General features: G+C 38.3%; 26 protein-coding genes. 16 read left to right on the forward strand and 10 right to left on the reverse strand.

What is annotated here, in order from left to right; genetic code table 11:
* Window positions 1–336: 336 nt before the first annotated feature.
* Window positions 337–576: a BhlA/UviB family holin-like peptide gene (locus BK575_RS10345; protein ID WP_078410301.1), complete on the forward strand. Its 240-nt coding sequence runs from the start codon at window positions 337–339 to the stop codon at window positions 574–576.
* Window positions 577–579: 3 nt separating this feature from the next.
* Complete coding sequence (locus tag BK575_RS10350) at window positions 580–1,272, forward strand: N-acetylmuramoyl-L-alanine amidase (RefSeq protein WP_078410302.1); 693 nt, start codon at window positions 580–582, stop codon at window positions 1,270–1,272.
* A 143-nt stretch (window positions 1,273–1,415) separates the two neighbouring features.
* Here BK575_RS10350 and BK575_RS10355 read toward each other — a convergent pair whose 3' ends face one another.
* Window positions 1,416–1,886 (reverse strand): hypothetical protein, encoded by a 471-nt coding sequence (locus BK575_RS10355; RefSeq protein WP_078410303.1) that lies wholly within the window; start codon window positions 1,884–1,886, stop codon window positions 1,416–1,418.
* A 113-nt stretch (window positions 1,887–1,999) separates the two neighbouring features.
* Between BK575_RS10355 and BK575_RS10360 the strand changes: the two genes are divergently transcribed.
* Both BK575_RS10360 and BK575_RS28520 read left to right on the forward strand, forming a co-directional pair.
* A complete protein-coding gene (locus tag BK575_RS10360) occupies window positions 2,000–3,010 on the forward strand; it encodes a restriction endonuclease (protein WP_078410304.1) in 1,011 nt (336 codons plus the stop codon).
* A gap of 521 nt (window positions 3,011–3,531) precedes the next feature.
* A complete protein-coding gene (locus tag BK575_RS28520) occupies window positions 3,532–3,708 on the forward strand; it encodes a hypothetical protein (protein ID WP_169907715.1) in 177 nt (58 codons plus the stop codon).
* Between the two features lie 328 nt (window positions 3,709–4,036).
* Here the strand turns inward: BK575_RS28520 and BK575_RS10375 are convergent, their stop codons facing one another.
* From BK575_RS10375 to BK575_RS28525, 4 genes are all read right to left on the reverse strand, one after another.
* Window positions 4,037–4,381 carry a hypothetical protein gene (locus BK575_RS10375; RefSeq protein WP_078410307.1) on the reverse strand — a complete coding sequence of 115 codons (345 nt, stop codon included), beginning with the start codon at window positions 4,379–4,381 and terminating at the stop codon, window positions 4,037–4,039.
* Between the two features lie 131 nt (window positions 4,382–4,512).
* Complete coding sequence (locus BK575_RS10380; RefSeq protein WP_078410308.1) at window positions 4,513–5,283, reverse strand: stalk domain-containing protein; 771 nt, start codon at window positions 5,281–5,283, stop codon at window positions 4,513–4,515.
* Between the two features lie 192 nt (window positions 5,284–5,475).
* Window positions 5,476–6,312: a helix-turn-helix domain-containing protein gene (locus tag BK575_RS10385; RefSeq protein WP_078410309.1), complete on the reverse strand. Its 837-nt coding sequence runs from the start codon at window positions 6,310–6,312 to the stop codon at window positions 5,476–5,478.
* A gap of 515 nt (window positions 6,313–6,827) precedes the next feature.
* A complete protein-coding gene (locus BK575_RS28525; protein WP_162831905.1) occupies window positions 6,828–7,004 on the reverse strand; it encodes a hypothetical protein in 177 nt (58 codons plus the stop codon).
* A gap of 118 nt (window positions 7,005–7,122) precedes the next feature.
* Between BK575_RS28525 and BK575_RS28530 the strand changes: the two genes are divergently transcribed.
* Complete coding sequence (locus BK575_RS28530) at window positions 7,123–7,299, forward strand: hypothetical protein (protein ID WP_169907717.1); 177 nt, start codon at window positions 7,123–7,125, stop codon at window positions 7,297–7,299.
* A gap of 116 nt (window positions 7,300–7,415) precedes the next feature.
* On the opposite strand, the gene BK575_RS10390 is transcribed toward BK575_RS28530, so the two are convergent.
* The gene (locus BK575_RS10390; RefSeq protein WP_034328549.1) at window positions 7,416–7,565 is read right to left on the reverse strand and encodes a YjcZ family sporulation protein; all 150 of its coding nucleotides are present in this window, start codon (window positions 7,563–7,565) and stop codon (window positions 7,416–7,418) included.
* Between the two features lie 339 nt (window positions 7,566–7,904).
* On the opposite strand from BK575_RS10390, the gene BK575_RS10395 reads away from it, so the two are divergent.
* Window positions 7,905–8,399 carry a TraR/DksA C4-type zinc finger protein gene (locus tag BK575_RS10395; protein ID WP_078410310.1) on the forward strand — a complete coding sequence of 165 codons (495 nt, stop codon included), beginning with the start codon at window positions 7,905–7,907 and terminating at the stop codon, window positions 8,397–8,399.
* Between the two features lie 96 nt (window positions 8,400–8,495).
* Here BK575_RS10395 and BK575_RS10400 read toward each other — a convergent pair whose 3' ends face one another.
* Window positions 8,496–8,906, reverse strand: coding sequence for a VOC family protein (locus BK575_RS10400; protein ID WP_078410311.1), 411 nt, complete (start codon window positions 8,904–8,906; stop codon window positions 8,496–8,498).
* 40 nt (window positions 8,907–8,946) lie between these two features.
* Window positions 8,947–9,402, reverse strand: a complete 456-nt coding sequence (locus tag BK575_RS10405) for a hypothetical protein (protein ID WP_078410312.1) — start codon at window positions 9,400–9,402, stop codon at window positions 8,947–8,949.
* A 368-nt stretch (window positions 9,403–9,770) separates the two neighbouring features.
* On the opposite strand from BK575_RS10405, the gene BK575_RS10410 reads away from it, so the two are divergent.
* The 4 genes from BK575_RS10410 to BK575_RS10425 all read left to right on the forward strand — a co-directional run bounded on the left by BK575_RS10410 (window position 9,771) and on the right by BK575_RS10425 (window position 13,081).
* Window positions 9,771–10,394 carry a LysE family translocator gene (locus BK575_RS10410; RefSeq protein WP_078410313.1) on the forward strand — a complete coding sequence of 208 codons (624 nt, stop codon included), beginning with the start codon at window positions 9,771–9,773 and terminating at the stop codon, window positions 10,392–10,394.
* Between the two features lie 10 nt (window positions 10,395–10,404).
* Window positions 10,405–10,818, forward strand: coding sequence for a type I restriction-modification system subunit M N-terminal domain-containing protein (locus tag BK575_RS10415; RefSeq protein WP_078410314.1), 414 nt, complete (start codon window positions 10,405–10,407; stop codon window positions 10,816–10,818).
* Window positions 10,819–11,032: 214 nt separating this feature from the next.
* Entirely contained in the window at window positions 11,033–12,265 is a 1,233-nt protein-coding gene (locus BK575_RS10420) for an MFS transporter (protein WP_235867360.1), read from the forward strand.
* A gap of 54 nt (window positions 12,266–12,319) precedes the next feature.
* Window positions 12,320–13,081 carry an alpha/beta fold hydrolase gene (locus BK575_RS10425; RefSeq protein WP_078410316.1) on the forward strand — a complete coding sequence of 254 codons (762 nt, stop codon included), beginning with the start codon at window positions 12,320–12,322 and terminating at the stop codon, window positions 13,079–13,081.
* A gap of 219 nt (window positions 13,082–13,300) precedes the next feature.
* Here the strand turns inward: BK575_RS10425 and BK575_RS10430 are convergent, their stop codons facing one another.
* Window positions 13,301–14,485, reverse strand: coding sequence for a D-alanyl-D-alanine carboxypeptidase family protein (locus BK575_RS10430; RefSeq protein ID WP_078410317.1), 1,185 nt, complete (start codon window positions 14,483–14,485; stop codon window positions 13,301–13,303).
* Between the two features lie 373 nt (window positions 14,486–14,858).
* On the opposite strand from BK575_RS10430, the gene BK575_RS10435 reads away from it, so the two are divergent.
* The 5 genes from BK575_RS10435 (at window position 14,859) to BK575_RS10455 (ending at window position 20,130) form a co-directional block, all read left to right on the forward strand.
* Complete coding sequence (locus tag BK575_RS10435; protein WP_078410318.1) at window positions 14,859–15,710, forward strand: hypothetical protein; 852 nt, start codon at window positions 14,859–14,861, stop codon at window positions 15,708–15,710.
* Window positions 15,711–16,028: 318 nt separating this feature from the next.
* Window positions 16,029–16,589, forward strand: a complete 561-nt coding sequence (locus BK575_RS10440) for a sugar O-acetyltransferase (RefSeq protein WP_078410319.1) — start codon at window positions 16,029–16,031, stop codon at window positions 16,587–16,589.
* A 758-nt stretch (window positions 16,590–17,347) separates the two neighbouring features.
* The gene (locus BK575_RS10445) at window positions 17,348–18,730 is read left to right on the forward strand and encodes an aspartate kinase (protein WP_078410320.1); all 1,383 of its coding nucleotides are present in this window, start codon (window positions 17,348–17,350) and stop codon (window positions 18,728–18,730) included.
* A gap of 122 nt (window positions 18,731–18,852) precedes the next feature.
* Window positions 18,853–19,542 carry a copper homeostasis protein CutC gene (locus BK575_RS10450; RefSeq protein WP_078410321.1) on the forward strand — a complete coding sequence of 230 codons (690 nt, stop codon included), beginning with the start codon at window positions 18,853–18,855 and terminating at the stop codon, window positions 19,540–19,542.
* 114 nt (window positions 19,543–19,656) lie between these two features.
* Window positions 19,657–20,130, forward strand: a complete 474-nt coding sequence (locus BK575_RS10455; RefSeq protein ID WP_078410322.1) for a DinB family protein — start codon at window positions 19,657–19,659, stop codon at window positions 20,128–20,130.
* Window positions 20,131–20,432: 302 nt separating this feature from the next.
* On the opposite strand, the gene BK575_RS10460 is transcribed toward BK575_RS10455, so the two are convergent.
* A complete protein-coding gene (locus tag BK575_RS10460; RefSeq protein ID WP_078410323.1) occupies window positions 20,433–21,815 on the reverse strand; it encodes an FAD-binding oxidoreductase in 1,383 nt (460 codons plus the stop codon).
* A gap of 256 nt (window positions 21,816–22,071) precedes the next feature.
* On the opposite strand from BK575_RS10460, the gene BK575_RS10465 reads away from it, so the two are divergent.
* Window positions 22,072–23,094, forward strand: coding sequence for a TRAP transporter substrate-binding protein (locus BK575_RS10465; protein ID WP_078410324.1), 1,023 nt, complete (start codon window positions 22,072–22,074; stop codon window positions 23,092–23,094).
* Window positions 23,095–23,233 lie beyond the last annotated feature (139 nt).

Below are 23,233 nucleotides of genomic sequence, written 5' to 3' on the forward strand. Positions count from 1 at the left end.
TACTAGTAATATCATTCTAGGAGAGGAGGCTATATTATGGCTTCTAAAAGCTTTTATGTAGTGGTAGTCGACGACGACCTAAAACAAATTAATGTACAAGGTCCTATGTCGAGTGCTAGCTGGTTAAATAGGCGCATTATTCACGTTAGGGAAAAAGGCAGAGATGTTCGCTGCTTTTCTTCTACTAAGCAGTCAATATACGAGGTTGTGAAAAACACCTTATCTTCACCGTCGTATGTTGGATTTGATTATGTTGAGTCAAACATAGTCTAAGGTGATAAAGTTCAAAAGGCGGGCTTCGGCTCGTCTTTTTATTTGGGAGAGGAGTTGGAAATAATGGAAGAAACAATATTTAAAGAGGCTGTGCAACAAGGAATATTCGCTATTTTGTTCATTTGGTTATTCATGTCTACCCGAAAAGAAGGTAAAGAACGGGAAGATAAATTGATGGCTCATAATGACAAAATGGCGGATCAGCTTGAAAAGAACACTATTACCTTACAGCAAATTGAACGCAGCTTGAACGGATTGGAAGCAGAAATGAAAGATGTTCGCGCGAAATTACGGGAGGTGTAACTGATGAAAAAAATTTGGCTAGATGCGGGCCACGGAGGCAAAGATCCGGGCGCAGTTGCTAATGGCTTATTAGAAAAAGAATTAGTACTCAAAATGCAAGGCTATATGATTGATTATTTAAGAATTCATTACGAAGGTTTTCTTATAGAAGCTACACGTACAAAGGATGTATTTGAAACGTTGCAGGGGCGTGCCCGTCGTGCTAATGCCTGGGAAGCTGATGTATTTATGAGCCTTCACATCAACGCCGGGGGCGGTACCGGGTTTGAATCATTTGTTTATAGCCAGCCTTCCCAAGCTTCTGTTGCTTTGCAGAATGTAGTAAATCAAGCAGCGTTGGCTACGGCGAAGAAATACGGTTTAGGTGTTCATGGTGGCGTAGCAAATAAACGAGCAAACTATTCTGTTCTTCGCGAAACAGCTATGCCAGCCATTTTGATGGAGACAGCTTACATTGATTCGAAAGATACTGCTCTTTTAAAGAATAATCAGTTTTTACGTGACATGTCAGAGGCATATGCTTGTGGACTTGCTAAATTCTTGGGATTAAAGCCGAAAACACAGGTCCAAAACGTTGTGAACGGCAAGAAATATCGTTTGCGTACTGGCACCTTTAATGATTATACTACAGCTGAACGTATGGTAGCTGAATTAAAACAAAAATACGGATGGACTGTCTATATCGAAGAAGCATAAAAAAGCCCTTGCTCCTATATATGGAGTGAGGGCTTTTTGTCTGTGAAGAAAGGATTTTCTAAAGAGGACTACTAATAAAATGTGGATTTGTGGGCAAGTCAATTTTGTATTGTACCGAACAGTGAGCAAATAGTAAAAATATTTTATTCTGGATTATTCTCCGCGTCTTTCTTCTCGTTTAATAAACGTATTATTTCAACTTGCTGTTTGATGACTTTATTTTGCTCTTCAATAATGTCGGTTTGTCGATTGAATTTATCACTTAAAGAACGATAATCTTCTCTCTCCTGTTCATTTTGTCTAAAGCCGATTAAAAAAATTACTACTGCCAGTCCAAATAAAGTGAAGTAATTATTTTGTTCTATTAAAAATGGTGCTAAAGATCCTAGGTATGGAACTACAACAACTGAGAATATACCAATGAATAATAAAAACTGTTGAAGTTTATATGACTCTTTATGTAAGCTGACTACAAGGTCAAAAATTGCAAAAATTACTGCAGAAAAGGTGATTGAAACAACTAATTGTTGATTATTCCTAAAGTCAGGAAATAATCCTCCGATGGCTATAGAAATGCCTAAAAACATAACGATTTCATTTGTATATTTTCTCATAATATCCCACCAAACTTTAAATAATATAAAGTTTACCACATTTCCAGGCATTGTCATTATTTGCATTATTCTTTTATAATAAAAAAATATTAAAATAGGGGGATTACAATTATATGGAAGCACAAAGTCGAGAATTTATACAAAAGTACAATTTACCTGTAGTCGAAATTGATGATGATCGAAATTATTGGTTAGTTCGGACAAAAGCTGGAGCTTATTTTGATGAATTCTTTATTGGCAATTATATCGCCATTGGTTGGGATGAATTTACGGATTTTAGCAAGTTCAAGGAAAAAAGAAAAAATGATACCATCGCTAAAGAGATTGAAGTAGCTTATCCAGAGGAACAACCTGGAAGAATTTATGGACAAATTCACCGGTTTTTGTATGAAATGCAAATAGGCGATGTAGTAATGATTCCAAGTGAAAGTTCAACATTGATTCGATTTGGAGTTATTCAAAGTGGACCAAAGATTAGAGAAGTGAGCGAAACAAAAATCGACGAGGGTGCCTGCCCTTATGTCAAAGCAAGAACTGTTGAGTGGATTAAAACTGTAAATAGACTGGACTTGGATCCCTATCTATTTAGAATGATGCAATCTCACCAAACCATCAGTAATGCTAATGATTACGCCCATTTTATTGACAGGACATTACATTCCTTCTTTATTAAGAATGGTAAAGCGTATTTAGTGTTACCTGTTGAAAAAGAAGGAGATATTCCAGCTTACGACTTGGTTAATTTTGTGAACAGTATTGTTGATTTAGTTCCTATGGTTAATAAAATCGCAGGGATAGAAGAGGAATATGATAAAAAGGACTTAGATTTAAAATTAAACGTTCAATCACCAGGTTTTACTGAATTCTTCTCAAATGCTCCAAATCTAATCTTGGGTATCGGCTTGCTAATTGTGTTCCTTACCGGAAGCAAATTTAAAGGTGTATCAAAATCAAACGAGGAGCATGAAGCTCATTTTAAAGGTCTATTTGAGGACAAGCTCTTAGAGCAGATAGATGATTATGAAAAGTTGAAAAATAGCCATATCGAAACTTTAGCGAAAGTAAAGGCTGACCTACCGCCAGAATTAAAAAATCTTCTCGAAGAAAAAATCCGAGAAGATTAATCATTAGAATATGGTGAGGAAATTTTAAAAAAGCGTTTAATTAAGAGTAGGGTAGATGGAGTGAAAAAGAGTATATCTAAGGGAACATTAAGAAAACTTCTATGGTTTAAAGAAAAAATGATACCTATTGTATATTTTTGAAGTAGAAATATTATCCCAAACAACATCATATAGGTTCCGCACATAGAGACATAGTGTAAAACTTTTTTTAACATAGGATTAATATTTAATACCCCCTTAAACATTACAAATTTCACTCCTTTCTTTAGTAAATCTTATTGAGATATACGGTATTTATACTCTAGATTCCTGCAAAATAACATTAAAGTCATTATAGTCTTAATAAAAAATATCCACAACTTTTTTTAATGCTAGGTACCTATCTGTTCCCGACTCTAATTTGTCAGGTAAGAAAAATCCTTCTTGTTCGAGATGGGCTTTTTTATTTAGAAAAAGTAGTGATTCAAAGCCTCGTTGTTTCTGCTATTATAGAAAAGCAGAATTCAAATGAGGTGTAGATCATGAATGAAGATAAGTACACAGATATCGATTTAAGTAAAATTTACGATTACAATGAGCTGCCGGACAAAGTCGGCGGCCGTTGTGACAATTGCAATCATGCGCTATTCAAAAGTACGGTAAAGAATTTCGAATTTGTTCGTGAGTGCCGTAATTGTGGAATGAAGAAGAGGATTTGACATAAGAAGAGCCCCTCTCTCACCTGAGAAGGGTTCTTTCTGTTTATTTATAGTTAGGAATGAGTTAAGTTGTATTTGCTAAGTGTAGTTTCGCTATAATCTTTAGTTATATGTCTATAGGTCCCAACTATATTTGATTTTAGATACTTTAATTCTTTAGTAAAGTTCTCTCCGTTTTCTTCTAACTCTAAAATCATAATCATATTTCTTAAAAGTAAATCACACGAAAAGCGTATTGAGCTCTCGCTGCAGTCATAATCACCCATATGGACCTTATACTGTAAATCTTTGCACATTTCAAGAAGACCGTTTATTTGTTTTCTTTCCCTCATATAGATTCACCTCTTGATATAAGTAATTGGCCAATGCACCTTAAGTTTTCCATTTCATGTTTCAACAGATCGTACTCGTGTTTCTTTTTTTGTGCTGAATACTCGATTGAGATTAAATGTTCGTGAAGTTCTTGAGTGTGGGGGAGAATGGAAGCTGTTCTTGTTAACTCATTTCTAACCTCGATTTGATCGTTATTGTATAGGTCTACTTCAATCTTTGAAATTTCAAGTTTTATTTCCTGTATTCTGCGGCAGTACTTTTGATACTCCATTCTTTTGTCGAAAAGCAAATTTGGTAATTCATTAAGTCTTTCAATAATGTGTTGTACGTACTCATTCATGATAAAATCCATCCTTTATCCCAGAATAGATTACCACCTTAGGAATTATATTCCCTAAACTTTAAAGACATGTCACTGTTTATGTGAAAAATGGAAAAATCCCTTCTCAGCCGAGAGGGGATTTTTAGAACTTAATAAGAATTAATCATGTTCTCCACTCTGCTAAAATTTTGTTCAGCTAAATCGGCAGCTTTCCGAGCGAACGACACAGCATAATCATTTTTAGTTATGTAAGATTGTGTGTCTATGTTGCCAGTTTGAGCAAAGTTATCTAACATGCTAAATACCTTTTCGTATTCCGACATGGCGTTATCGATGTTATCTAAGATTAGTGATATCTGATTTTCTTCATTAACTGTGTAAAATCCATTAACAGAGCTTGATTTAACGACAGCATTGATGTTAATCATTAGGTTATCTAATTGAGTTTTAATGGATTTGAAGTCGGAAGATGTGACGATATATTGAGCGGAGTCACCATTATTTAGACGAATCGCAGCATTCAATAAATTATCATGCAAATTATGAATATCACGAGTTACTGTGCGATAATCTCCATACAAAGCTAAAAAATTGCCATATGCTTTTAAATCATTGGTAGTTTTTAATGTTATATCAGCCGACATGGTTTCTTGATTATAGTTCACCTTAGCACCAAGAGCCTCACTGACGGCGCGCAATGGAACATATGTCTTTTCTTGATCATGATACCATGTTGGTTGCTTAATTTCTTCTCCATTCACCGTAAGTCCAATACGATTTTTATGTATGTTTTCTTGTTCCACGGTAGCGATATTTCCCCGGGGCGTCTTATATGACTTAATAACTTCCCCAGCATACACGCCTATGCCACCGGATAATAATGAGATTCCTGCAATACCAGCTATTAATTTCTTTTTCATTCTGTATCCCCCTATATAGGTAAAATGTCCTTATAATTTACATAATTCTCCTTTGTTAGAGGGAATACCTTTTAGATTTATGTTTTTACCTAAGATTGGAGTTCAGCTGCTCGGTGAAATATTTGTTGTGCGAACTATAAATAAAGCCCTTCTCACTCAAGAGGTTCTTTACATACCCCATAAATCATCGTTTTAATGAATTGAATCCCCCATGAAGTCTGCATCAAAATAAAACTTATCCATCAATTTATTCACAATTCCATTGAAATAAGCAAAGATACCTTTGTGCATCTTTTTGCCAGATTTAACTTTCATCACAAACTCTTTAAATGCTATGATAGCAATATTTAGTTCTTGGTCATTAGAAAAGGCTCTTTCTCCATCCACATGGTTTACGACTTTATTGCATTGTCTAACGACTTTCCAAAACTCCTGAATAGTTTCAGCTTTTTTGTAGAAGCAGCTAACTAAACCGGTAAAACGCTCTGGAACCCAGTGTGCAACAAAATTCAGTTCTTGGTAATCAATAGATTTATCCACATGAGATGTAGTTGGAGCGCTATTACGTTTATTATTAATATTTTGTTTTAAAGAAGAAGTAGTTGTCTTAATGGCCGGACACTTCTCGGACTTTTGAGCAGGAGTCTTGCCGGACATATCTTCTACAGGCTGAATGATAATGGCATTTGCTGTCTGCAGCATGTCACTTTTGCGCTTCATCGCCACCTGGCGGATCATACCGAGGTCCTCTAACTTTTTCATAAGGCGCTGAACTGTTTTATAAGAAATCTCCATCTTTTTAGCAATCGTATTCTTACACATATAGCTCACACCGATTTGCTTGCAGCTGTGACGCTTTAAAAGTTCTAATAGAGTAACAAGTCTAGCTTGTACGTCAGCACGCTTAATAGACGCACAGATAACCTCTTTGTACGCTCTTACAGTCTTGTTCATTTCTTCAATATTTTTAAAGGATGATAGATTGGCGAACGCTTCTTTACTCGCAATTACGTCGATGCGTTTCTTCATTTGTATTTCGTCTCCTCTTGGAAACAAAAAAGCAACGATTCACCAGTGATAGCAAACCGTTGCTTTGTCCAAACACATAATGTAAAATTATGCATAAGGGTACAGCAAGTGTTTGCCTATCGTGAGTAGGCGGACGGTATAAGAGTGCTACCAACACTACTTATACACGCTGTGCTCTTTTGTTTGCAGTTTAAAAACTGCCCGATACGCAGGAGGTAAATCGCCCGAAATTTGCCCGATTTTACATGATTCATCTTGATTTATTTCAATGATGACATTTGTTAAATCGTGATATTAAGCGGGTTTTCCAAGAGCTTTGAGTGCTGTTTATGTTGATGAATGAAAATCGTACAGCGGTTCATACGTGGGAATTAGTAAACTATCAAAATAAATTCTAATCATTCAAAGCCTTGGTACCTCTGGTATCGGGGCTTTTTTAGTGCGCCCATGCTGGGCGCACTAAAAATAGCCCTTGCTCCTATATGGAGTGAGGGCCTATTATGTATTATCTAAGGTTAAGCATTAATACTTTGCTCTATTGCAGCTTCCCAGTTAGGAAAATAATACAATGCGTTTTTCATTAGCTCTGGATTGGATTTTTTCACCTCCTTCTTCCGAGGGGACTTACCTTCCTTTTGTACTAATTCAGAAATTTGGTTCACAACTTCATCAACACTCATACTAGTTTCCATTTGTTTCCTCCTTTTGGTTCATTTCTATACTTGCCACTTAGCGGGAAAAAAATACAAATAATCTTTGGTTAAGGTTTCTGCTATTATAGAAAAGCAGAATTAAAACGAGGTGTAGATCATGAGTGAGGATAAGTACGCAAACATTGATTTAGCAAAGGTTTATGATTATAAAGATTTACCAGATCGCATCGGCGGGCGCTGTGACAACTGTAATCATGCACTGTTTAACAGTACGGCAAAGAACTTTGAATTTATTCGGGAGTGCCGGCAATGTGGTATGAAGAAGAGGATTTGACATAAGAAGAGCCCCTTTCTTTGAGAGGGGCTCTTTTATGAATTTAATACGGATTGTCTGTTTTATCTACAAGATTCATCGTCTTTCAGATTTTCTTCTCGAGTTGCGTTTTATCTTTAATTCCAACAAACTGCTCCAATGATGATGAGAAGAATAAATAATACAACGATTAAGGCAAATCCGCCACCGTAACCGCATCCGCCATAACTACCACCATAACCGCATCCGCCACCATAGCCGCCATAGCCGCCTCCAAATCCAAACATATTGAATCCCCCTTTCTGATTACTAATAACAAGGTATGTAAAAAATAAGAATTTGTTAAGGTTATGTCAAAAAAATAGACAAATCCCCTAATAATGAATAGTAGGGGACAAGGGGGTAAATGCCATGGGATGTGGATTTGGGATATCTAAAAGATTTGCGGTTACGCTAATTAGTGTATTCAGATTCTCTTTCATATGCTCCTATCTACACGTAAATATTTGACAATCTATAATTTATACAAAAGCACGGTAAAGAACTTTGAGTGTAATCATCTACCCGATGTTTCAGAATAATCGAGAGGGGGAATGATAGCGATATACGAAAAGGAGAGGATTTACATGACACTAACAGAAATTGAAATGAAACAGTTGAAAAATAGATTGATAGAGATGAAGCATGAATTAACATACAGGCGGGAAGAGATAAGCTTGTCATCAATGGACGAAGCGACAGGGGAATTGAACACTGGTATAGATAATCACATGGCTGATTCATCAACCGAATTATATGAACGTCAAAAAGAACAAACACTTGAAGCGGCCGATGAAGAGCGATTAAATGAAATTAAGGAAGCCCTGGAGCGAATGGTAGAAGGAACGTATGGAGTGTGTGTCGATACGGGGGAGAAAATCCCATTTGAGCGTTTAGAGGCATTGCCATATGCAAAACGTACTGCTAAAGCGCAGGAGGAGTATGAACAAGCCCAAATGGATGGATTAACGAACGAACAAACATACGCGGAAAATATGCAAAAGTTGTTGGATAACGATACGATTCAACGAAAAAATACACTCACAACATCAAGTTTAGAAAGAGAGCAGGATGCATTTTAGATGTAATGAGAACCTATAAACGATAATAAAATTATGTTAAGTAATATAAAATCAGCTGATGCGTATTTGTTTATACGCATCAGCTGATTTTATAGTTTAAGATTTTGTATAATTTAAATCCCAGATGACTCCGAAGCAGTCCTTCACTTTGGCGAATTTCGCGCCCCAAAATGTATCCTGCAACTCCATTAATACAGAACCTTTCTCACTCAATGCACCATATAATTTTTGGATTTCTTCTTCGCTTTCCATTTCAAGCGCTAATGAAATATGGTTGCCGGCTTCGATCGACTGGCCCAAAAATGCATCAGATACCATGAGGAATAAACCATCTTTTTTGAATTGCGCATGCATGATTCGATCATCTACTTCTGGAGGGGTCGGAAAGTCTGCTTCACCAAAAGTCTGGATTCCGAGTATTTCTCCCTCGAATACGTCCTTATAATATTCTAATGCTTCTCTTGCATTGCCGTTGAATGTAAGATAGGGGGTTGCTTGCTGTTTCATGTTCAACACTCCTTGTAATGTTTTTTGAATGTACAAAAAATTATCTATTATATTCAGATTCCGCAATCGTTTTTACTCGATTGACAAAATCAATCACGACTTGGTTCGTAGCGAATTTCAAGAATGATTCAGCCTGTTCGTTTAACGCTGCATTCGTAGCTGTATATGTAAATAATGTGTGCTGTTCATCGAGTTTTTTCAAATCGTATGTAGCGGTAATATCGAACATGTCAGCAAGGACGAACCCAATTTTTAATGTTTTATAATCGGGTGTATTTACATAGTCAAGTGTCTCTACATCATACTCTTGTATTTCTTCGCCTTCCTTATATTTTTGGCGATAAATGCTTCCAATAACCTCATCGGTTTCTTTAATTGGCCTGTTCTCAATTACTTGAGGCATCACTTTTCGCAATTGATCCAGCGACCCATTGAAATATGAAAATACATGTTCAATCGGGGTGCTGATTTGTACTTCCTCTGTCCAGCTTTTCATCCAATTCCTCCTCTTTTTGTATTTATGATTACTCTATTATAATACAAACAAACGTTCTGTTTTGTCAACAAAAGAAAAGACGTTCTTTGTACGATTTTTCTTCACAGAGGTACTGAAAAATAGTTTCTCACTGATTGGAGGAATCATTCATTCCTAGAGCAGGAAAGGGTCTTCCATTGTGAAATGGTTCCACTTTCTAAACGTTCTCATTTGATAATGGTTTATTCAAAATCCTTCTCTTTCGTTTGAAATTTTTATTGTTAAATTCAAAATATTATGTTATTTGATGGGGGAAAGGAGAAATTGTAAATAGATTATAGTATGATTAATATGATGGATGATGTATCAAATGAAAGCGGGGGATACAGGTGGATTATTCGTTAATCGGTTCTTTTCTCATGGTCGCCATTGTCCTGACATTAGCGCCGGGACCGGATATTTTGTTTGTGATGGCACAAAGCATGTCGAACGGAAAAAGAGCGGGGGTAGCGACGGCTCTTGGTCTTTGTTCGGGGATTACGGTACATACGATGGCAGCCGCATTAGGCATTTCAGCCGTTTTATACCAGTCAAATACGGCGTTTCAAATCGTTAAATATGCAGGTGCTGTTTATTTGCTATATATGGCGTGGCAGGCGTTTAAAGAAGGGAATGCGCCTTTAGCGGCCGATGGAGTGGAGAAACGGAGTTTGCCGTCACTTTATCGAAAAGGGATTTTAATGAATATTTTAAATCCGAAAGTATCGCTGTTCTTTTTAGCGCTTCTGCCTCAATTTGTATCAACAAAAGCGGGAAGTCCTGTGCTGCAAATGATTGTTTTAGGGCTCGTATTCATGATTCAAGCGGTTGTCATTTTCTCACTCGTTGCCATGTTTGCAGGGAGTATCGGCCAAAGACTTCTTCGATATCCAAAGATGAATGGTTACATAAATAAAGGAAAAGCGGGGCTTTTTGCACTGATTGGTATCCGCATCGCCCTTGCCGAAAAGTGAGGAGTATACAATGGAAGAATGGCAAGTCCTGCTTCAAGAAAATGAGGCGCCTCTCCTTATTAATTTGCTCCTTTTGAAGAAGATGAACGAGTTATTTGAAGCCGAACGAAAGACTATTCGCACGGATTTTTTAGTGAGGGGCATTTGTGTAAAGGAAGTAGATGGGTTGCTCGAAGATGAGGGACTGTATAAAACGTATTACATTTCTCCTGACCTTCGGTGGGAGAACCTTTTGGCCACAAATGAAAGCAATGTACAAAAGTTATTAACAGCTATGATGAAGGAAGCAAAGAGTCAAAAATTTGCCGTGATTCCGGACAACATAAGCGGCTCAAAGATCATGGAATGTATTCGGATGGTTCATGAAGGGAGTTTTTTGGGCTCGATCGAAGAACTAAAATCCATTTTGACTAAAAGTAATTAGCCACCAAAAATATAACAGTAGAATCTAATTTTCATGCCCTTAGCCATTTAGAAAAAATAGCGGGGCACGAAAGGGTTTTCTTGCAAAGTTCATTTTTATCTTGAGCGACTTGCAGGAAAACCTTCTTTTTTTGTTCTTTTTTCCAAGAGAATATTTTAAGGTAGTGGAAACAATAAAGAAGATTGCATTAATGGAAAATAAAAGGAGTATTGCGATGAAGAGTACAGACGCAAAGAGAGGCAGCGGTACATTGGCTGTCATTTCTCTTTCTTCAATCCCTCTTGTGATGACACTTGGCAATTCAATGCTTATTCCTGTGTTGCCTACGATGGAGAAAAAAATGAGCATTTCTTCGTTTCAATCGAGTCTAATTATTACGATTTATTCTATCTTTGCCATATTCTGCATTCCGATTGCCGGATATTTATCAGATCGTATTGGCAGACGAAAGGTTATTATTCCGAGCCTGATTTTAGCAGGGGTTGGCGGAATCATATGCGGATTCGCAGCCGGAATGGGAGGGAAAGCTTATATGTTCATCATGATAGGCAGGGCTCTTCAAGGGATAGGCGCTGCGGGGGCAGCTCCAATTGTTTTGCCGTTAGTGGGAGATTTATTTGGCGAAGATGAAAAAAAGGTAAGCAGCAGCCTTGGGAAAATTGAAACAGCCAATACATTTGGAAAAGTATTAAGTCCTATATTAGGTGCTTTTTTAGCCGGGGTGTTTTGGTATTTACCTTTTTATGCAATTCCCGTTTTATCCGGTCTTTCCATTTTGTTGATCTTGTTTTTTGTGAAAGCGCCCAAGACAAACCAGAAACCCATACCATTTGGTGAGTTTATCCATTCACTAAGAGCGGTTTTCAAAAAAGATGGCCGGTGGTTGTATGCCATTTTTGCCATCGGGGGTATTGTGATGCTTGTTTTATTTGGTGTTCTGTTTTATTTATCCAGTACATTGGAAAAAGAGCAGGCTGTTACCGGAGTGAAAAAAGGGTTGTTTTTGGCGATTCCTCTTGTCAGTCTTTGTTTAGCCTCGTATGTGACAGGAGAAAAAATTGAGAAAAACAAAGTGTTGATGAAATGGATTATTGTCACTGGTCTTGCTGTCTTAGCCGTTACATTATGTTCAGCAGCCTTTATCAAGAATATTTGGGGATTATTAGCGATCATGTTTGTCAGCGGAATAGGCATTGGAGCGTGTTTGCCGGCATTAGATGCTCTTATTACAGAAGGGACGGAACAAGAAGAGCGAGGTACGATTACCTCACTTTACAGTTCAATGCGATTTATTGGTGTGGCGGCCGGACCGCCATTATTTTCAGTATTAATGGACAAGTCTGCCCAATGGCTTTTTTTTACCGCAGCTCTTATTTGTGTACCTGCTCTATTATGTTCTTTTTTTGCTATTGATCCGAAAAAAAAGAGGCATCTGCAACACGTATAAAATTGAACTTGTGGGTGGTTGATTGTTTGTCAAAGCGGCAGAAAGGAGAATGATATGCTGGAAATGTGGATGAACGACAAAAAAATCGCTTATGAAAAACACGGAAAGGGCACACCCATTATATTCATTCATCCTCCCGGAATGGGAAGAATGGTGTTTCGGGAGCAAAAACAATTATGTGACGATTTTCAAATTATCACCATGGATTTAAGCGGGCACGGCGACAGCGATACACGAACAGAAAAAGTGAGCGTTCCAATGTATGTGGAAGAAGTGAGACAATTATTAAATGAATTGGAGATTGAAGAAGCCGTCATATGCGGTTATTCAGCGGGAGGCATCATTGCTCAGCAATTTGCTTTTACGTATCCTAAGAGAACAAAGGCATTGATTTTATCAGGCGGGTTTCCAATGGTAAGCACGGCTGTTTTAAAGATGGAACATGTATCTGGAATAAAGCTTTTACCGAAACGCTCTTACTTCCTCGCCAATGTCATTTCAACGAGCCATACGAAAGATCCGTTTTTTCGCGAACAGTTGAAAGAGCATATGAACAAAGCGAATCCATCGGTTTGGAAACAGTTCTACAAGATATCTTATCAATATGACGGGCGTGTTCATTTGCCATCGCTCCAATGTCCGTTTCTGTTAATTTACGGAAGCCGTTCCGATTATATCAATAAATACATTTCCATTTATCAAAAATATGTACAAGACGTGCAGTACCATATTGTCCCGCGTGTTACCCATCAAGTTCCGACAAGAAGATGGCAGGAATTTAATGAGATGGTGAAAGCTTTTGTGTCACGATTGTAAGAAGCTGGATCAAAGGAATCTGTGCACATCTGCTTCTCCTATTAGGGCACTGCCGGATAAAGAAAAATACACGAAAGAAGACTTACTGGCGCCCTCTTTTTTGCTCGAAAAAAAGAGGGCATCTCCTTTTCTTCTTAAACAAACGTGGAGGTTCGTATGATAAGGCCAATCAAATTTTACTGGTTGACCTTATCATACGAATCCATCCGTTTTGGTCCTTTAGTAACGAGTTCTAACATCATTTCGTTTTTTTCTGCTTTTTTTTAGAAAAACCGTTATCACAATAATAAAAATGACACAGGTTATCCATCCTAGAGATGAGACAGAAAATGTAGTAGCTTCCTCATTGATTGTTTCTTCTTTAATCGAAGGAAGCACTTCTGTGTTCCTGACATCAGCGACCATTTTAAGGTCAAACGATTTGATGGCGGCCCCTTCTTGGTTTGTGATGGAGAGGATACCCTTATTACTGGTTTTTAGACTAGGTTCATCACTAATTAAATGAGTATAGTATAAGTCTTCGTTCAGCGTGTAGGAATGAGAATGATCTGCTGAATAAAGTATGCTCTTTTTATCAATTTTGGCTGATTTAAAGTTTTTAAAGCCATAGTTGAATAGAAGCTCAATATCAGAGTAGGCATCCTTATTTGTAGGCGCTTTAAGAGTGATGACAATCAAGTCCTGTTCCCCTCTAGCAGCAGTAGAAATCAGGGTGTAGCCGGATTTACTAACGAAACCGGTTTTTCCGCCGGTGATTCCCTCATAGGGAAGTTCGCCTTTTAGAATTTTATGATGGGTAACTAGAGTAGTATCCCATGTTTCCACTTGCCATGGTAAATCCTTCTTTCCAAAATACTCACGGAAAATTTCATTTTTCATCGCATATTGGGTAATTTTTGCAAGGTCACTGGCCGTGGTGACATGGTTTTCGTCAAACAATCCATGGGGGTTCGTAAAATGAGTGTTAGTAACGTTTACTTCTTTTCGTAAAAACTCATTCAAATTTTCCATGAACCGTTTTTCACTGCCAGACATATGCTCGGCAATTGCGATAGCTGCATCATTTCCGGAGTTGATTAGCATTCCTGCAATCAATTTGGAAAGCTCTATTTTCTCCCCGGGTTCAATAAATACCGAAGAGCCGTCTGCCTCAGCCGCTTTTTTGCTCACAGTCACTAGCTCGTTCATATCCCCGTGTTCTATAGCATATATAGCAGTAGCGACTTTCGTTAGACTGGCTGGATACATTTTTTCGTTTGCGTTTTTTCCATATAATACGATCCCGCTTTTCGCATCAATAATGATCCCGGCTTCACTAATAAGAGGTAAGTCGGATTCGGCACTTACAGTCGTAGAGGCGAAGGGGAGTAAAGCCAAAATGAAGATAAAGAAAAACTTTTTCATACACTTCTCCTTAAATGATAGTCAAATCCTATACAGTCATAATAAAATAAATCTGAATGTTTAGAGATGTTTTGTTGGAATTGTAATAAAACAGTAATTAACCTTTAATAATCTTGGGAATATTTTGATTAACAACCTTAATTTTCTTTCTTGAAATAACTTTATAAGGGGTGTGATCCTCTGTTTATTTCCAAAAAGAGAATATGAAGCACTTCAACCATTTAAGAGAAGCAAAAAGAATCGAAAAATCATGGTAACACCGAATAGAAAAAAATTGTATAACACGAAATGCTGAGTTCTATAACACCATATATTGGTTGTCATGTGAAGGGGCCTCATTTGGAAAAATAAGAAAAAAATAAGGAGAATTCATATGACAACGAAACACCTATACATACTAGTATTATTTCTTCTATTTGGGATGGTTGCCGATCCTCCTTTCACTTATGCCCATAAATTGGATGATGATGATTCACCCATCAGCTTTAACCTGGAAATGCTGTCTTGGGAAAAAGTTGATGAGATTATTCCAAACAAAACAAAATTTACGGTTATTGACGTGGAAACAGGGAAACAATTTAACGTTCAGCGAAGAGCGGGCAGCAAGCATGCGGATGTACAGCCGCTCACAAATGAAGATACTCAAATTATGAAAGAGGTTTATAACGGAAAATGGAGCTGGAAAAGAAGAGCTGCCCTCGTATTGATTGATGATCAGCTTATTGCTGGATCGATGCATGGAATGCCGCATGGGGCGGGGGCACTGCAAAACGGTTTCCCGGGCCATTTTTGCATTCATTTTTCTGGAAGTACAACACATCGCTCGAAAAATCCTGATTTCTCCCATGAACTGATGATTTTAAAAGCAGCAGGAAAGCTGGATGAGTATATAAACGGGGCTGGACCAGACGAAGTAATCGAGGTATTTGCAGAAAGTATCAATCAAGGGGATTCGGCGTTATTCAGATTTACGACTTCCGGTAACGGGCAAACGCGGTTAGAAAAAGCCATAAAAAAGATTGAACATATTGCACTTGGCGATACAACGGTGAATCCGTTGAAAAATGGTGAGGGTATCCTTGTGGTGGAAATGCCGGTGAAAGCGGAGATGTATAGAAAGAACGCCGGAAAAGAACGCACAACGATTCGCTTTATTCTTAGGAAAGATGGAATGACAGACCGCTGGACGATAGACAGCCAGTCCTTATATGGACAATTAAAATAGAGAGGATGACTCAAAAGGTGTAAAACACACACATTTTGAGTCATCCTCCTGAAAGGCCCCGCCATGAGAATCCAGTAAAATTAAGGATTCAGTGACGGGGCCTTTCAGTAAAAAAATAGTTTTGCGACTTGTTTCATGAATTAATGATAAAATTGTTGATTTTTGATTATTTATTACTTCGATAGTTTGCGTTTGTCAAAATTCAATGTAATTTTTTCATGAACGGAGCAGGTTAACAGGAGAAAAGCTTGAAGAAACTTGTATATACATGTAAGGTTGATTTATATGTTATCAACCTTAATGAAAGCAGGTAGTTGAATGAAAACTGAAAAAGAAAAAATGTTAGCAGGAGAAATGTATAATCCTGCCGACCCCGAATTATCAAAGGATCGAAAAAATGCTAGAAGCCTGGTTAGAATTTATAATCAAACTTTAGAAGACGAAGGTGACAAACGAGTTAAATTATTAAAAGAGTTATTGGGTTCGACTGGAGAAAACGTATATATGGAACCAAATATAAGGTTTGATTATGGCTATAACACATATGTAGGAGAAAACTTTTTTGCAAACTTTGACTGCACTATCCTAGATGTTTGTGAAGTTCGATTTGGAGATAATTGTATGCTTGGGCCTGGCGTACATATCTATACAGCAACTCACCCTCTTAATCCAACTGAACGGAACTCTGGAAAAGAGTACGCAAAACCCATTATCATTGGAAACAATGTATGGATTGGCGGCAGTACAATAATCAATCCAGGAGTCACGATAGGTGACAATGTTGTTATTGCATCAGGTGCAGTAGTTACTAAAGATGTGCCAGATAGCGTTGTAGTGGGTGGTAATCCAGCTAAAGTAATGAAACAAATTGAAGTGTAAGTTATCTTTTTATTATGTTAACGGTACGTTATTATAAAAAATATCGGGAAACCTTTTGAGTTCAGGTTTCCCGATATTTTTATTCGATTTATCAACATTAATGTTTAACAAAGCCTTATGTTTAATCAACAACGATGCTTATTCGTTATGGGGTGTTTTCGTATTCATTTTCAATAAAGAAACTAAAATAACAAATAAGACGCTTACGAATAATAAACAGTTCATGACCGATACCCCCTTAACCGCGTTTGGAAACTTTTGTAGTAGATTCGAGATTCTATAGGGAGAATCCTTTTTATATCCATCTAGAAACTTCGACATGATGAAAGAAGGTTGTGTCGAAATTTATGGACTCGCAAGCGGATCCCGGATGTCTAGAGAACGAATTGTAAGCTTAGCCTTATAAGTTATGTGTAATTAATAAATATAGACCGTGAAACGAGTTGGATAAAAGATGATTCAATAACACGACTGGAACATAGAAATCAGCATCAATTTAAGCGAGCCTTAAGAACCGTATTGTCTTTTTACATGCACAATATGAGGGAGGACTGGACAAAATAAAAAGATAAAAAAACAATAATTCTTCCGTGAATGTTCTCGCCTGAAACACAAATGTTCTTCACTGAAGCACAAATTAATGCTATTTTCAAGCATTAATTTTTAGAAAAGTTCGATATTTTCCCTTTAAAACCGCTGAAATTGTGCTATTATAAGAGAATCAATGGAATGATTTTCAAAAAGAAGGTGTGTCTATCATGAAAGTAGCAAAATTTGGAGGCAGCTCTGTAGCAAGTGCTGCGCAGTTTGAAAAAGTAGCAAAAATTGTTATGGAGGATGCGGAGCGTAAAGTAATTGTCGTTTCCGCACCGGGAAAACGTTTTAAAGAAGACATTAAAATGACCGATATGCTGATTTCATTGGCAGAGGAAGTAAAAACAGGCGGGGATATAACGGAGCCGTTGCGTCGTGTTGTTGACCGATATGCTTCCATTGCGAACGAGTTAGGACTAGATTCGTCTATTCTTGATCGGATTGAGCATGATGTAAAGGAATTGATTCGTTCTTTACATAATGAAGAACCAACTCGTTTGCTTGATGCGATTAAAGCAAGCGGTGAAGATAATAACGCGAAACTAATGGCGGCATATTTAAATCAGCTTGGAATTGAAGCTCATTATGTAAATCCGAAAGAAGCGGGGATATTTGTTACGGACGAGCCGGGCAATGCGCGTGTACTGCCTGAATCCTACAAGAAAATTTGGAAGCTTCGCGAACGCACGGGCGTTCTGGTCGTTCCTGGATTTTTCGGTTATTCATTGGAAGGGAAAATCGTCACGTTTTCACGGGGCGGATCGGATATTACAGGTTCTATTTTAGCAGCAGGTGTAAAAGCAGAGCTATATGAAAACTTTACGGATGTAGATTCCATCTACAGCGTCAATCCGATGATCGTTCCAAATCCGAATGAAATTAAAGAGTTGACATACCGCGAAATGCGTGAGCTTTCATATGCCGGATTTTCCGTTTTCCATGATGAAGCGCTGGAGCCGGTATATAAATTGGGTATTCCTGTTTGTGTAAAAAATACGAATAACCCGCAAGCGGCAGGAACATATATTGTAGCCAAACGCAACTATCATGATTCGCCTGTAGTCGGGATTGCAAGTGATGATGGTTTCTGCAACATCCATGTCGATAAATACTTGATGAACCGTGAAATCGGATTTGGACGCAAGCTGCTCCATATCCTGGAAGATGAAGGCATTTCTTATGAACATACTCCTTCAGGAATCGATAATATTTCCGTTATCATCCGTGAAAACCAGTTTGATCAAGAGGTCGAACAGCGTGTATTTGACCGCATTCAAAAAGAATTGGAAGTCGATAACGTTTACGTTGAGCGTGGTTTAGCCCTTGTCATGGTGGTAGGAGAAGGAATGAATCAATCAGTCGGGATCGCGGCTAAAGCAACAGAGGCCTTTGCGCGGGCGAATGTCAACTTGGAGATGATTAACCAGGGCTCTTCAGAAGTGAGCATGATGTTCGGAGTAAAAGCAGATGGTGTTGAAAAAGCGGTTAAAGCCCTTTACAATGTGTATTTTAATGAGCTCATGACCATCTCTTATTCAAACATTTAAGAAAACAAAAGACCCTAAAAGCAGCGAAAGATTTGCTTTTAGGGTCTTTTGTGTTTTAAATAGAATATAGAATAACGATAAAAAAATGTTATATTTACCTAGTAAAAAGGAGCAAATTTACGATGATAGTTGAAGTCATTGCTACGAGTGTAATGGATGCCATCAAAGCTGAGAAAGGGGGAGCAGACCGCTTAGAACTTGTTTCTGCTATAAGCGAAGGCGGGTTGACGCCAAGCTATGGCTTGATGAAAGAAGTATTGAAAGCAGTAGAAATTCCTGTATATGTCATGATTAGGCCTCATAGCAGCTCGTTTATTTACACAGAAGCCGATGTGAAAACGATGATGGAAGATATTCATATTGCCAAACAGTTGGGAGCCTCTGGAATCGTAACAGGAGCTCTTAATGAAAGAGGAGAGGTTGACGAGGAATTTTTACATATCGTGACGAAGCATGCAGACGGATTGGGCATTACGTTTCACCGTGCTTTTGATGAGGTGACGGATCAATTGGGAGCCTTGGCGATGTTGAAAACATTCCCCCAGGTTCAACGGGTGTTAACATCCGGCGGTCAAGGGGAAGCAATGGATGCCCTTGAACGTTATAGCGCGCTCGTTAAGCAAACGGAAGTAAGTCACTTGGCCATTATGGCGGGTGCTGGATTAACAGCCGGGATACTGGAAACATTTTTGAAAGAAACACAGGTAAACGAAATTCATTTCGGAAGAGGCGTAAGGGAGAGTCACGACTATCGGCTTCCAATTGATGAGCATAAAATTCAAGAAATCAAACAAATATGCCGAGGTATTTGAATGAACATAAAGAATTTAGCATGAGTGTGATCAATCAAATCTTTTGCAAGTTAGAAGCCGAATTCTTTATAATAATATAGATATATTTGGTAAGTGAAAAAGGGAGGAAAAAACATGAGTGCAGCACAAAACTTTACAAACAGCTGGCTTCGCCATCGATTGGTAGGAAATGAGATTGTTGATATGGTGTCAGATGAACATTTGAATTTTCGTCCATGGGATAAGGCGATGACATTGAAGGAACTAGTGTTACATATGCTGTTTTCTGCCGATATGTTTACAGAAGCAGTCAAACAAGGGGCATTTGTACCCCCAGCAGGATCTCAACCGGAAGTAAACACGGCGGAAGAACTAAAGCAGCTTGTGCATGAAGTAACGGCAAAAACAAGAGAGACAATGGAAAGTTTATCTGAAGATCAATTTTCCAGTTTAGTCGATTTAACAAAACTGTTCGGGACTCAAATGCCTGGAAAATCGGTACTTCATGTGATGCGCGATCACGAAATTCATCATAAAGGCCAACTGTTTGTATATGCCCGCATGATTGGATTGGAAAACCTTCCGATGTTTGTGAAAAAGCAGTTATAATCATCGAAAAACATCCGTCTCTCCGACAAGGAGGGGCGGATGTTTTAAATATGGTTCAACTGAGATGTTAGCGTATGATAAAAGGTATCAGATTCATCTATCTTCAGAAAAAGCGATCGCCCTTTTTCAAATCCATACATATAATGAGCGGTGATTGGTTCTTTTAACAAAAGTTCAAATGTCGGCTTTTCTTTCACAAAATTGGCTGCTGTACCATCGAATATCGTTTTTCACTCTTGCTTGCTCCATTATCTTTTTAACGTTTTTTCCTTTCAACTGAAACCGTTCAAACTATGAGTTTTTTACTTAACTTGAACTGCAGCGGAAGGAAGAAGTTTTCCAGGGTTCAGAATGTTGTTTGGATCGAGCATTTTTTTCATATTCACCATAAGTTGGAGAGCCTCTCCGTGCTCTTCTTGCTGGTACTTCATTTTTCCGATTCCCACACCGTGTTCACCCGTGCAGGTGCCGTCAAGCTGAAAGGCATATTTGACGATTTCTTCATTTAACTTGTCTATTTGCTCAAGGTGCTCGGCATTTTCCGGGTCGTACATGACGAGCGTATGAAAATTCCCGTCTCCGATATGCCCTAAGATGGCACCATCCAATCCATAGTAATCGATTCTCGTTCTCGTATAGTCGACAATATCTGGAAGTGTAGAGATAGGGACACATACGTCTGTTCCCATCGCCTGTAATTTCGGATCGCTGTGACGGAATGCAAAAGAAAGTTCATGACGGGCTTTCCATAAGAGCGCGCGCTTGTTGGAATCAGACTCGAATATAAATTCCGAGCAGCCATGTTCCTTCAACAATTCCCTTACGAATTGTGCATCCTCTTCATTACCTGCTTCATTTCCGTGAAACTCTAAGAACAAAGAAGGGAGAACAGGATAATCGGTTCCGCTGTAACCGTTTACTTGAGCAATTGAACGGGCATCAACCAATTCCATGCGTGCAATGGGAATGCCCGCTGTTAAAATGGAAACCGCTCCTTCGACACAGCTGGTCACATCAGGAAAGCAAGCTCTCGCTGCTGTAATGGATTCAGGGATTCCATGGAGTTTTAATGTAATTTCCGTAAAAATTCCAAGCGTTCCTTCTGAACCGACAAATAATCCGTTTAAATGGTAGCCGGATGATGATTTTTTTGCGAGGCTCCCTGTATGAATGATTCGTCCGTCTGCTAGAACCACTTCTAAATCAAGCACTTGATCACGCATGACCCCGTATCGAACCGATGTCGTGCCGCTGGCATTCGTAGCCGCCATCCCGCCGATCGTAGCATCTGCCCCTGGATCGACCGGAAAAAATAATCCGTGTTTTTTCAACTCCTGATTTAGCTGGAGCCTTGTCACACCTGGTTGAACTTTCACAATTAAATCTTGAGGACGGATGTCCACGATTCTATTCATATTTTGAAAATCGATGGAAATACCTTTATGTATGGGGATGGAATGTCCTTCAAGACTGGATCCTACCCCGAATGGTACGACGGGAATGCTTTGTTCATCGGCATATTTTACAAGGGCCTGAACATCTTCCTTACATGTTGGAAACACGACGACATCAGGTAAAACCGGCTCATGATGAGACTCATCTTTGCTGTGCTGCAGAAGGATTGTTTCATTTGTGGAGACTTGTTCTTTCCCAAGTAATGAGATTAAATCGTTTACTAGATTCATAATGACCACCTTTCGAAAAATATAAAATTTTTAGAAAATTATATTTACATAAATATTACCATAACATATAATCAACTGTATACAAAATAATGCATACAGAATTATAAGATGGATGCGTCGGAGGTGAAGTAACAGTCATAGAAAAACCAAATGGACAAGATGGGAAATATAGTAAATAAGTTTATTTTGGAAGCGTTATCAAATGGAGTTCAGACAAAGAGAGAAAAGCGTAAAGAAAAAGTAGGGGGAATATGTGATGAAAAAGTGGCTGCTGGTCCTTGTGACCTGTATGTTGATGCTGGCAACAGCTTGCGGAAAGAGAGACGCCGCATCAAATGGAGGTTCTAAAGAAGAAGGAGATACATATACAATGCGGATTGCTTATTTGCCGCCTGAGCAGCAATCGACCCATATTGCAGCGGAAAAATTTAAAGAAACTGTAGAGAAAAATTCAAACGGGCGCATTGAAGTACAACTATATCCCAATGCTACCCTATTTGCATCAGACCGTGAAGCAATCGAAGCTGTTCAATTAGGGAATGTCGAAGCAACTATTCCGGCAGCACCGGCAGTCGTTGGATTCAATAAAAAGTTTATGGTGTTTGACTTGCCATTCTTATTCGATACAAGAGAAAATGCCTTCAAAGCGATGGATGGCGAGCTTGGACAAGGTTTGATGAAGGATTTAGAAAGCAATGGTTTTAAAGGATTAACATTTGCTGAAAACGGCTACCGTCATGTTTCCAATAATAGAGGACCAATTACAAAACCGGAAGATATGAAGGGATTAAAAATGCGTACATTGGAAAATCCGCTTCATACAGAAACGTTCAATGCATTCGGTGCAAATGCATCGCCATTCGCTTTTGGTGAATTATACACAGCGCTGCAACAAAATACATTTGATGCAATGGATTGCCCAATCTCGATCTATGAAACAAACAAGTTTTATGAAGTGCAAAAATATTTGACTTTAACAGGGCATGTATATTCTGCAACTATTTTATTAGCCAACTTAGACTTCTATAATTCTCTCCCTGAAGATTTACAAAAGGTATTGGATGAAGCATCTGTACAGTTCCGCGATGATCAGCGTAAACTATCTGCTGAGCAAGATGCTGAGTTCTTGGAAGGTTTAAAAGAAAAAGGCATGCAAATCAATGAATTGACACCAGAGCAAAAAGCAAAATTCCGTGAAGCTGCTCAACCAATCTATGATAAGTTCGTGCCGGAAATCGGGGAAGACTTAGTGGAGCAAGCGAAAAAAGCAAACGAATAAGAGATAGATTCCATCTAGACACTTCGATATGGTCGTTCTTTCACCATGTCGAAGTGTCTAGACTTAAGTGGATGGCCATGGATTTACTCTATCTGTCGTTCTAATATATTAAATATTTAGAATATTGTTTACATTATAT

The organism is Priestia abyssalis, assembly GCF_002019595.1.
Classification (GTDB): domain Bacteria; phylum Bacillota; class Bacilli; order Bacillales; family Bacillaceae_H; genus Bacillus_BA; species Bacillus_BA abyssalis.

Excerpts from the sequence above, each read along its gene's own strand:
- BK575_RS10355 (WP_078410303.1), bottom strand. The coding sequence starts at position 1,886 with ATGAGAAAATATACAAATGAAATCGTTATGTTTTTAGGCATTTCTATA.
- BK575_RS10390 (WP_034328549.1), bottom strand. The coding sequence starts at position 7,565 with ATGTTTGGATTTGGAGGCGGCTATGGCGGCTATGGTGGCGGATGCGGT.
- BK575_RS10440 (WP_078410319.1), top strand. The coding sequence starts at position 16,029 with ATGAAAACTGAAAAAGAAAAAATGTTAGCAGGAGAAATGTATAATCCT.
- BK575_RS28525 (WP_162831905.1), bottom strand. The coding sequence starts at position 7,004 with ATGGAAACTAGTATGAGTGTTGATGAAGTTGTGAACCAAATTTCTGAA.
- BK575_RS10425 (WP_078410316.1), top strand. The coding sequence starts at position 12,320 with ATGCTGGAAATGTGGATGAACGACAAAAAAATCGCTTATGAAAAACAC.
- BK575_RS10465 (WP_078410324.1), top strand. The coding sequence starts at position 22,072 with ATGAAAAAGTGGCTGCTGGTCCTTGTGACCTGTATGTTGATGCTGGCA.
- BK575_RS10385 (WP_078410309.1), bottom strand. The coding sequence starts at position 6,312 with ATGAAGAAACGCATCGACGTAATTGCGAGTAAAGAAGCGTTCGCCAAT.
- BK575_RS10375 (WP_078410307.1), bottom strand. The coding sequence starts at position 4,381 with ATGAATGAGTACGTACAACACATTATTGAAAGACTTAATGAATTACCA.
- BK575_RS10430 (WP_078410317.1), bottom strand. The coding sequence starts at position 14,485 with ATGAAAAAGTTTTTCTTTATCTTCATTTTGGCTTTACTCCCCTTCGCC.
- BK575_RS10395 (WP_078410310.1), top strand. The coding sequence starts at position 7,905 with ATGACACTAACAGAAATTGAAATGAAACAGTTGAAAAATAGATTGATA.
- BK575_RS28520 (WP_169907715.1), top strand. The coding sequence starts at position 3,532 with ATGAATGAAGATAAGTACACAGATATCGATTTAAGTAAAATTTACGAT.
- BK575_RS10420 (WP_235867360.1), top strand. The coding sequence starts at position 11,033 with ATGAAGAGTACAGACGCAAAGAGAGGCAGCGGTACATTGGCTGTCATT.
- BK575_RS28530 (WP_169907717.1), top strand. The coding sequence starts at position 7,123 with ATGAGTGAGGATAAGTACGCAAACATTGATTTAGCAAAGGTTTATGAT.
- BK575_RS10380 (WP_078410308.1), bottom strand. The coding sequence starts at position 5,283 with ATGAAAAAGAAATTAATAGCTGGTATTGCAGGAATCTCATTATTATCC.
- BK575_RS10445 (WP_078410320.1), top strand. The coding sequence starts at position 17,348 with ATGAAAGTAGCAAAATTTGGAGGCAGCTCTGTAGCAAGTGCTGCGCAG.
- BK575_RS10350 (WP_078410302.1), top strand. The coding sequence starts at position 580 with ATGAAAAAAATTTGGCTAGATGCGGGCCACGGAGGCAAAGATCCGGGC.
- BK575_RS10450 (WP_078410321.1), top strand. The coding sequence starts at position 18,853 with ATGATAGTTGAAGTCATTGCTACGAGTGTAATGGATGCCATCAAAGCT.
- BK575_RS10345 (WP_078410301.1), top strand. The coding sequence starts at position 337 with ATGGAAGAAACAATATTTAAAGAGGCTGTGCAACAAGGAATATTCGCT.
- BK575_RS10400 (WP_078410311.1), bottom strand. The coding sequence starts at position 8,906 with ATGAAACAGCAAGCAACCCCCTATCTTACATTCAACGGCAATGCAAGA.
- BK575_RS10415 (WP_078410314.1), top strand. The coding sequence starts at position 10,405 with ATGGAAGAATGGCAAGTCCTGCTTCAAGAAAATGAGGCGCCTCTCCTT.
- BK575_RS10360 (WP_078410304.1), top strand. The coding sequence starts at position 2,000 with ATGGAAGCACAAAGTCGAGAATTTATACAAAAGTACAATTTACCTGTA.
- BK575_RS10455 (WP_078410322.1), top strand. The coding sequence starts at position 19,657 with ATGAGTGCAGCACAAAACTTTACAAACAGCTGGCTTCGCCATCGATTG.
- BK575_RS10405 (WP_078410312.1), bottom strand. The coding sequence starts at position 9,402 with ATGAAAAGCTGGACAGAGGAAGTACAAATCAGCACCCCGATTGAACAT.
- BK575_RS10435 (WP_078410318.1), top strand. The coding sequence starts at position 14,859 with ATGACAACGAAACACCTATACATACTAGTATTATTTCTTCTATTTGGG.
- BK575_RS10460 (WP_078410323.1), bottom strand. The coding sequence starts at position 21,815 with ATGAATCTAGTAAACGATTTAATCTCATTACTTGGGAAAGAACAAGTC.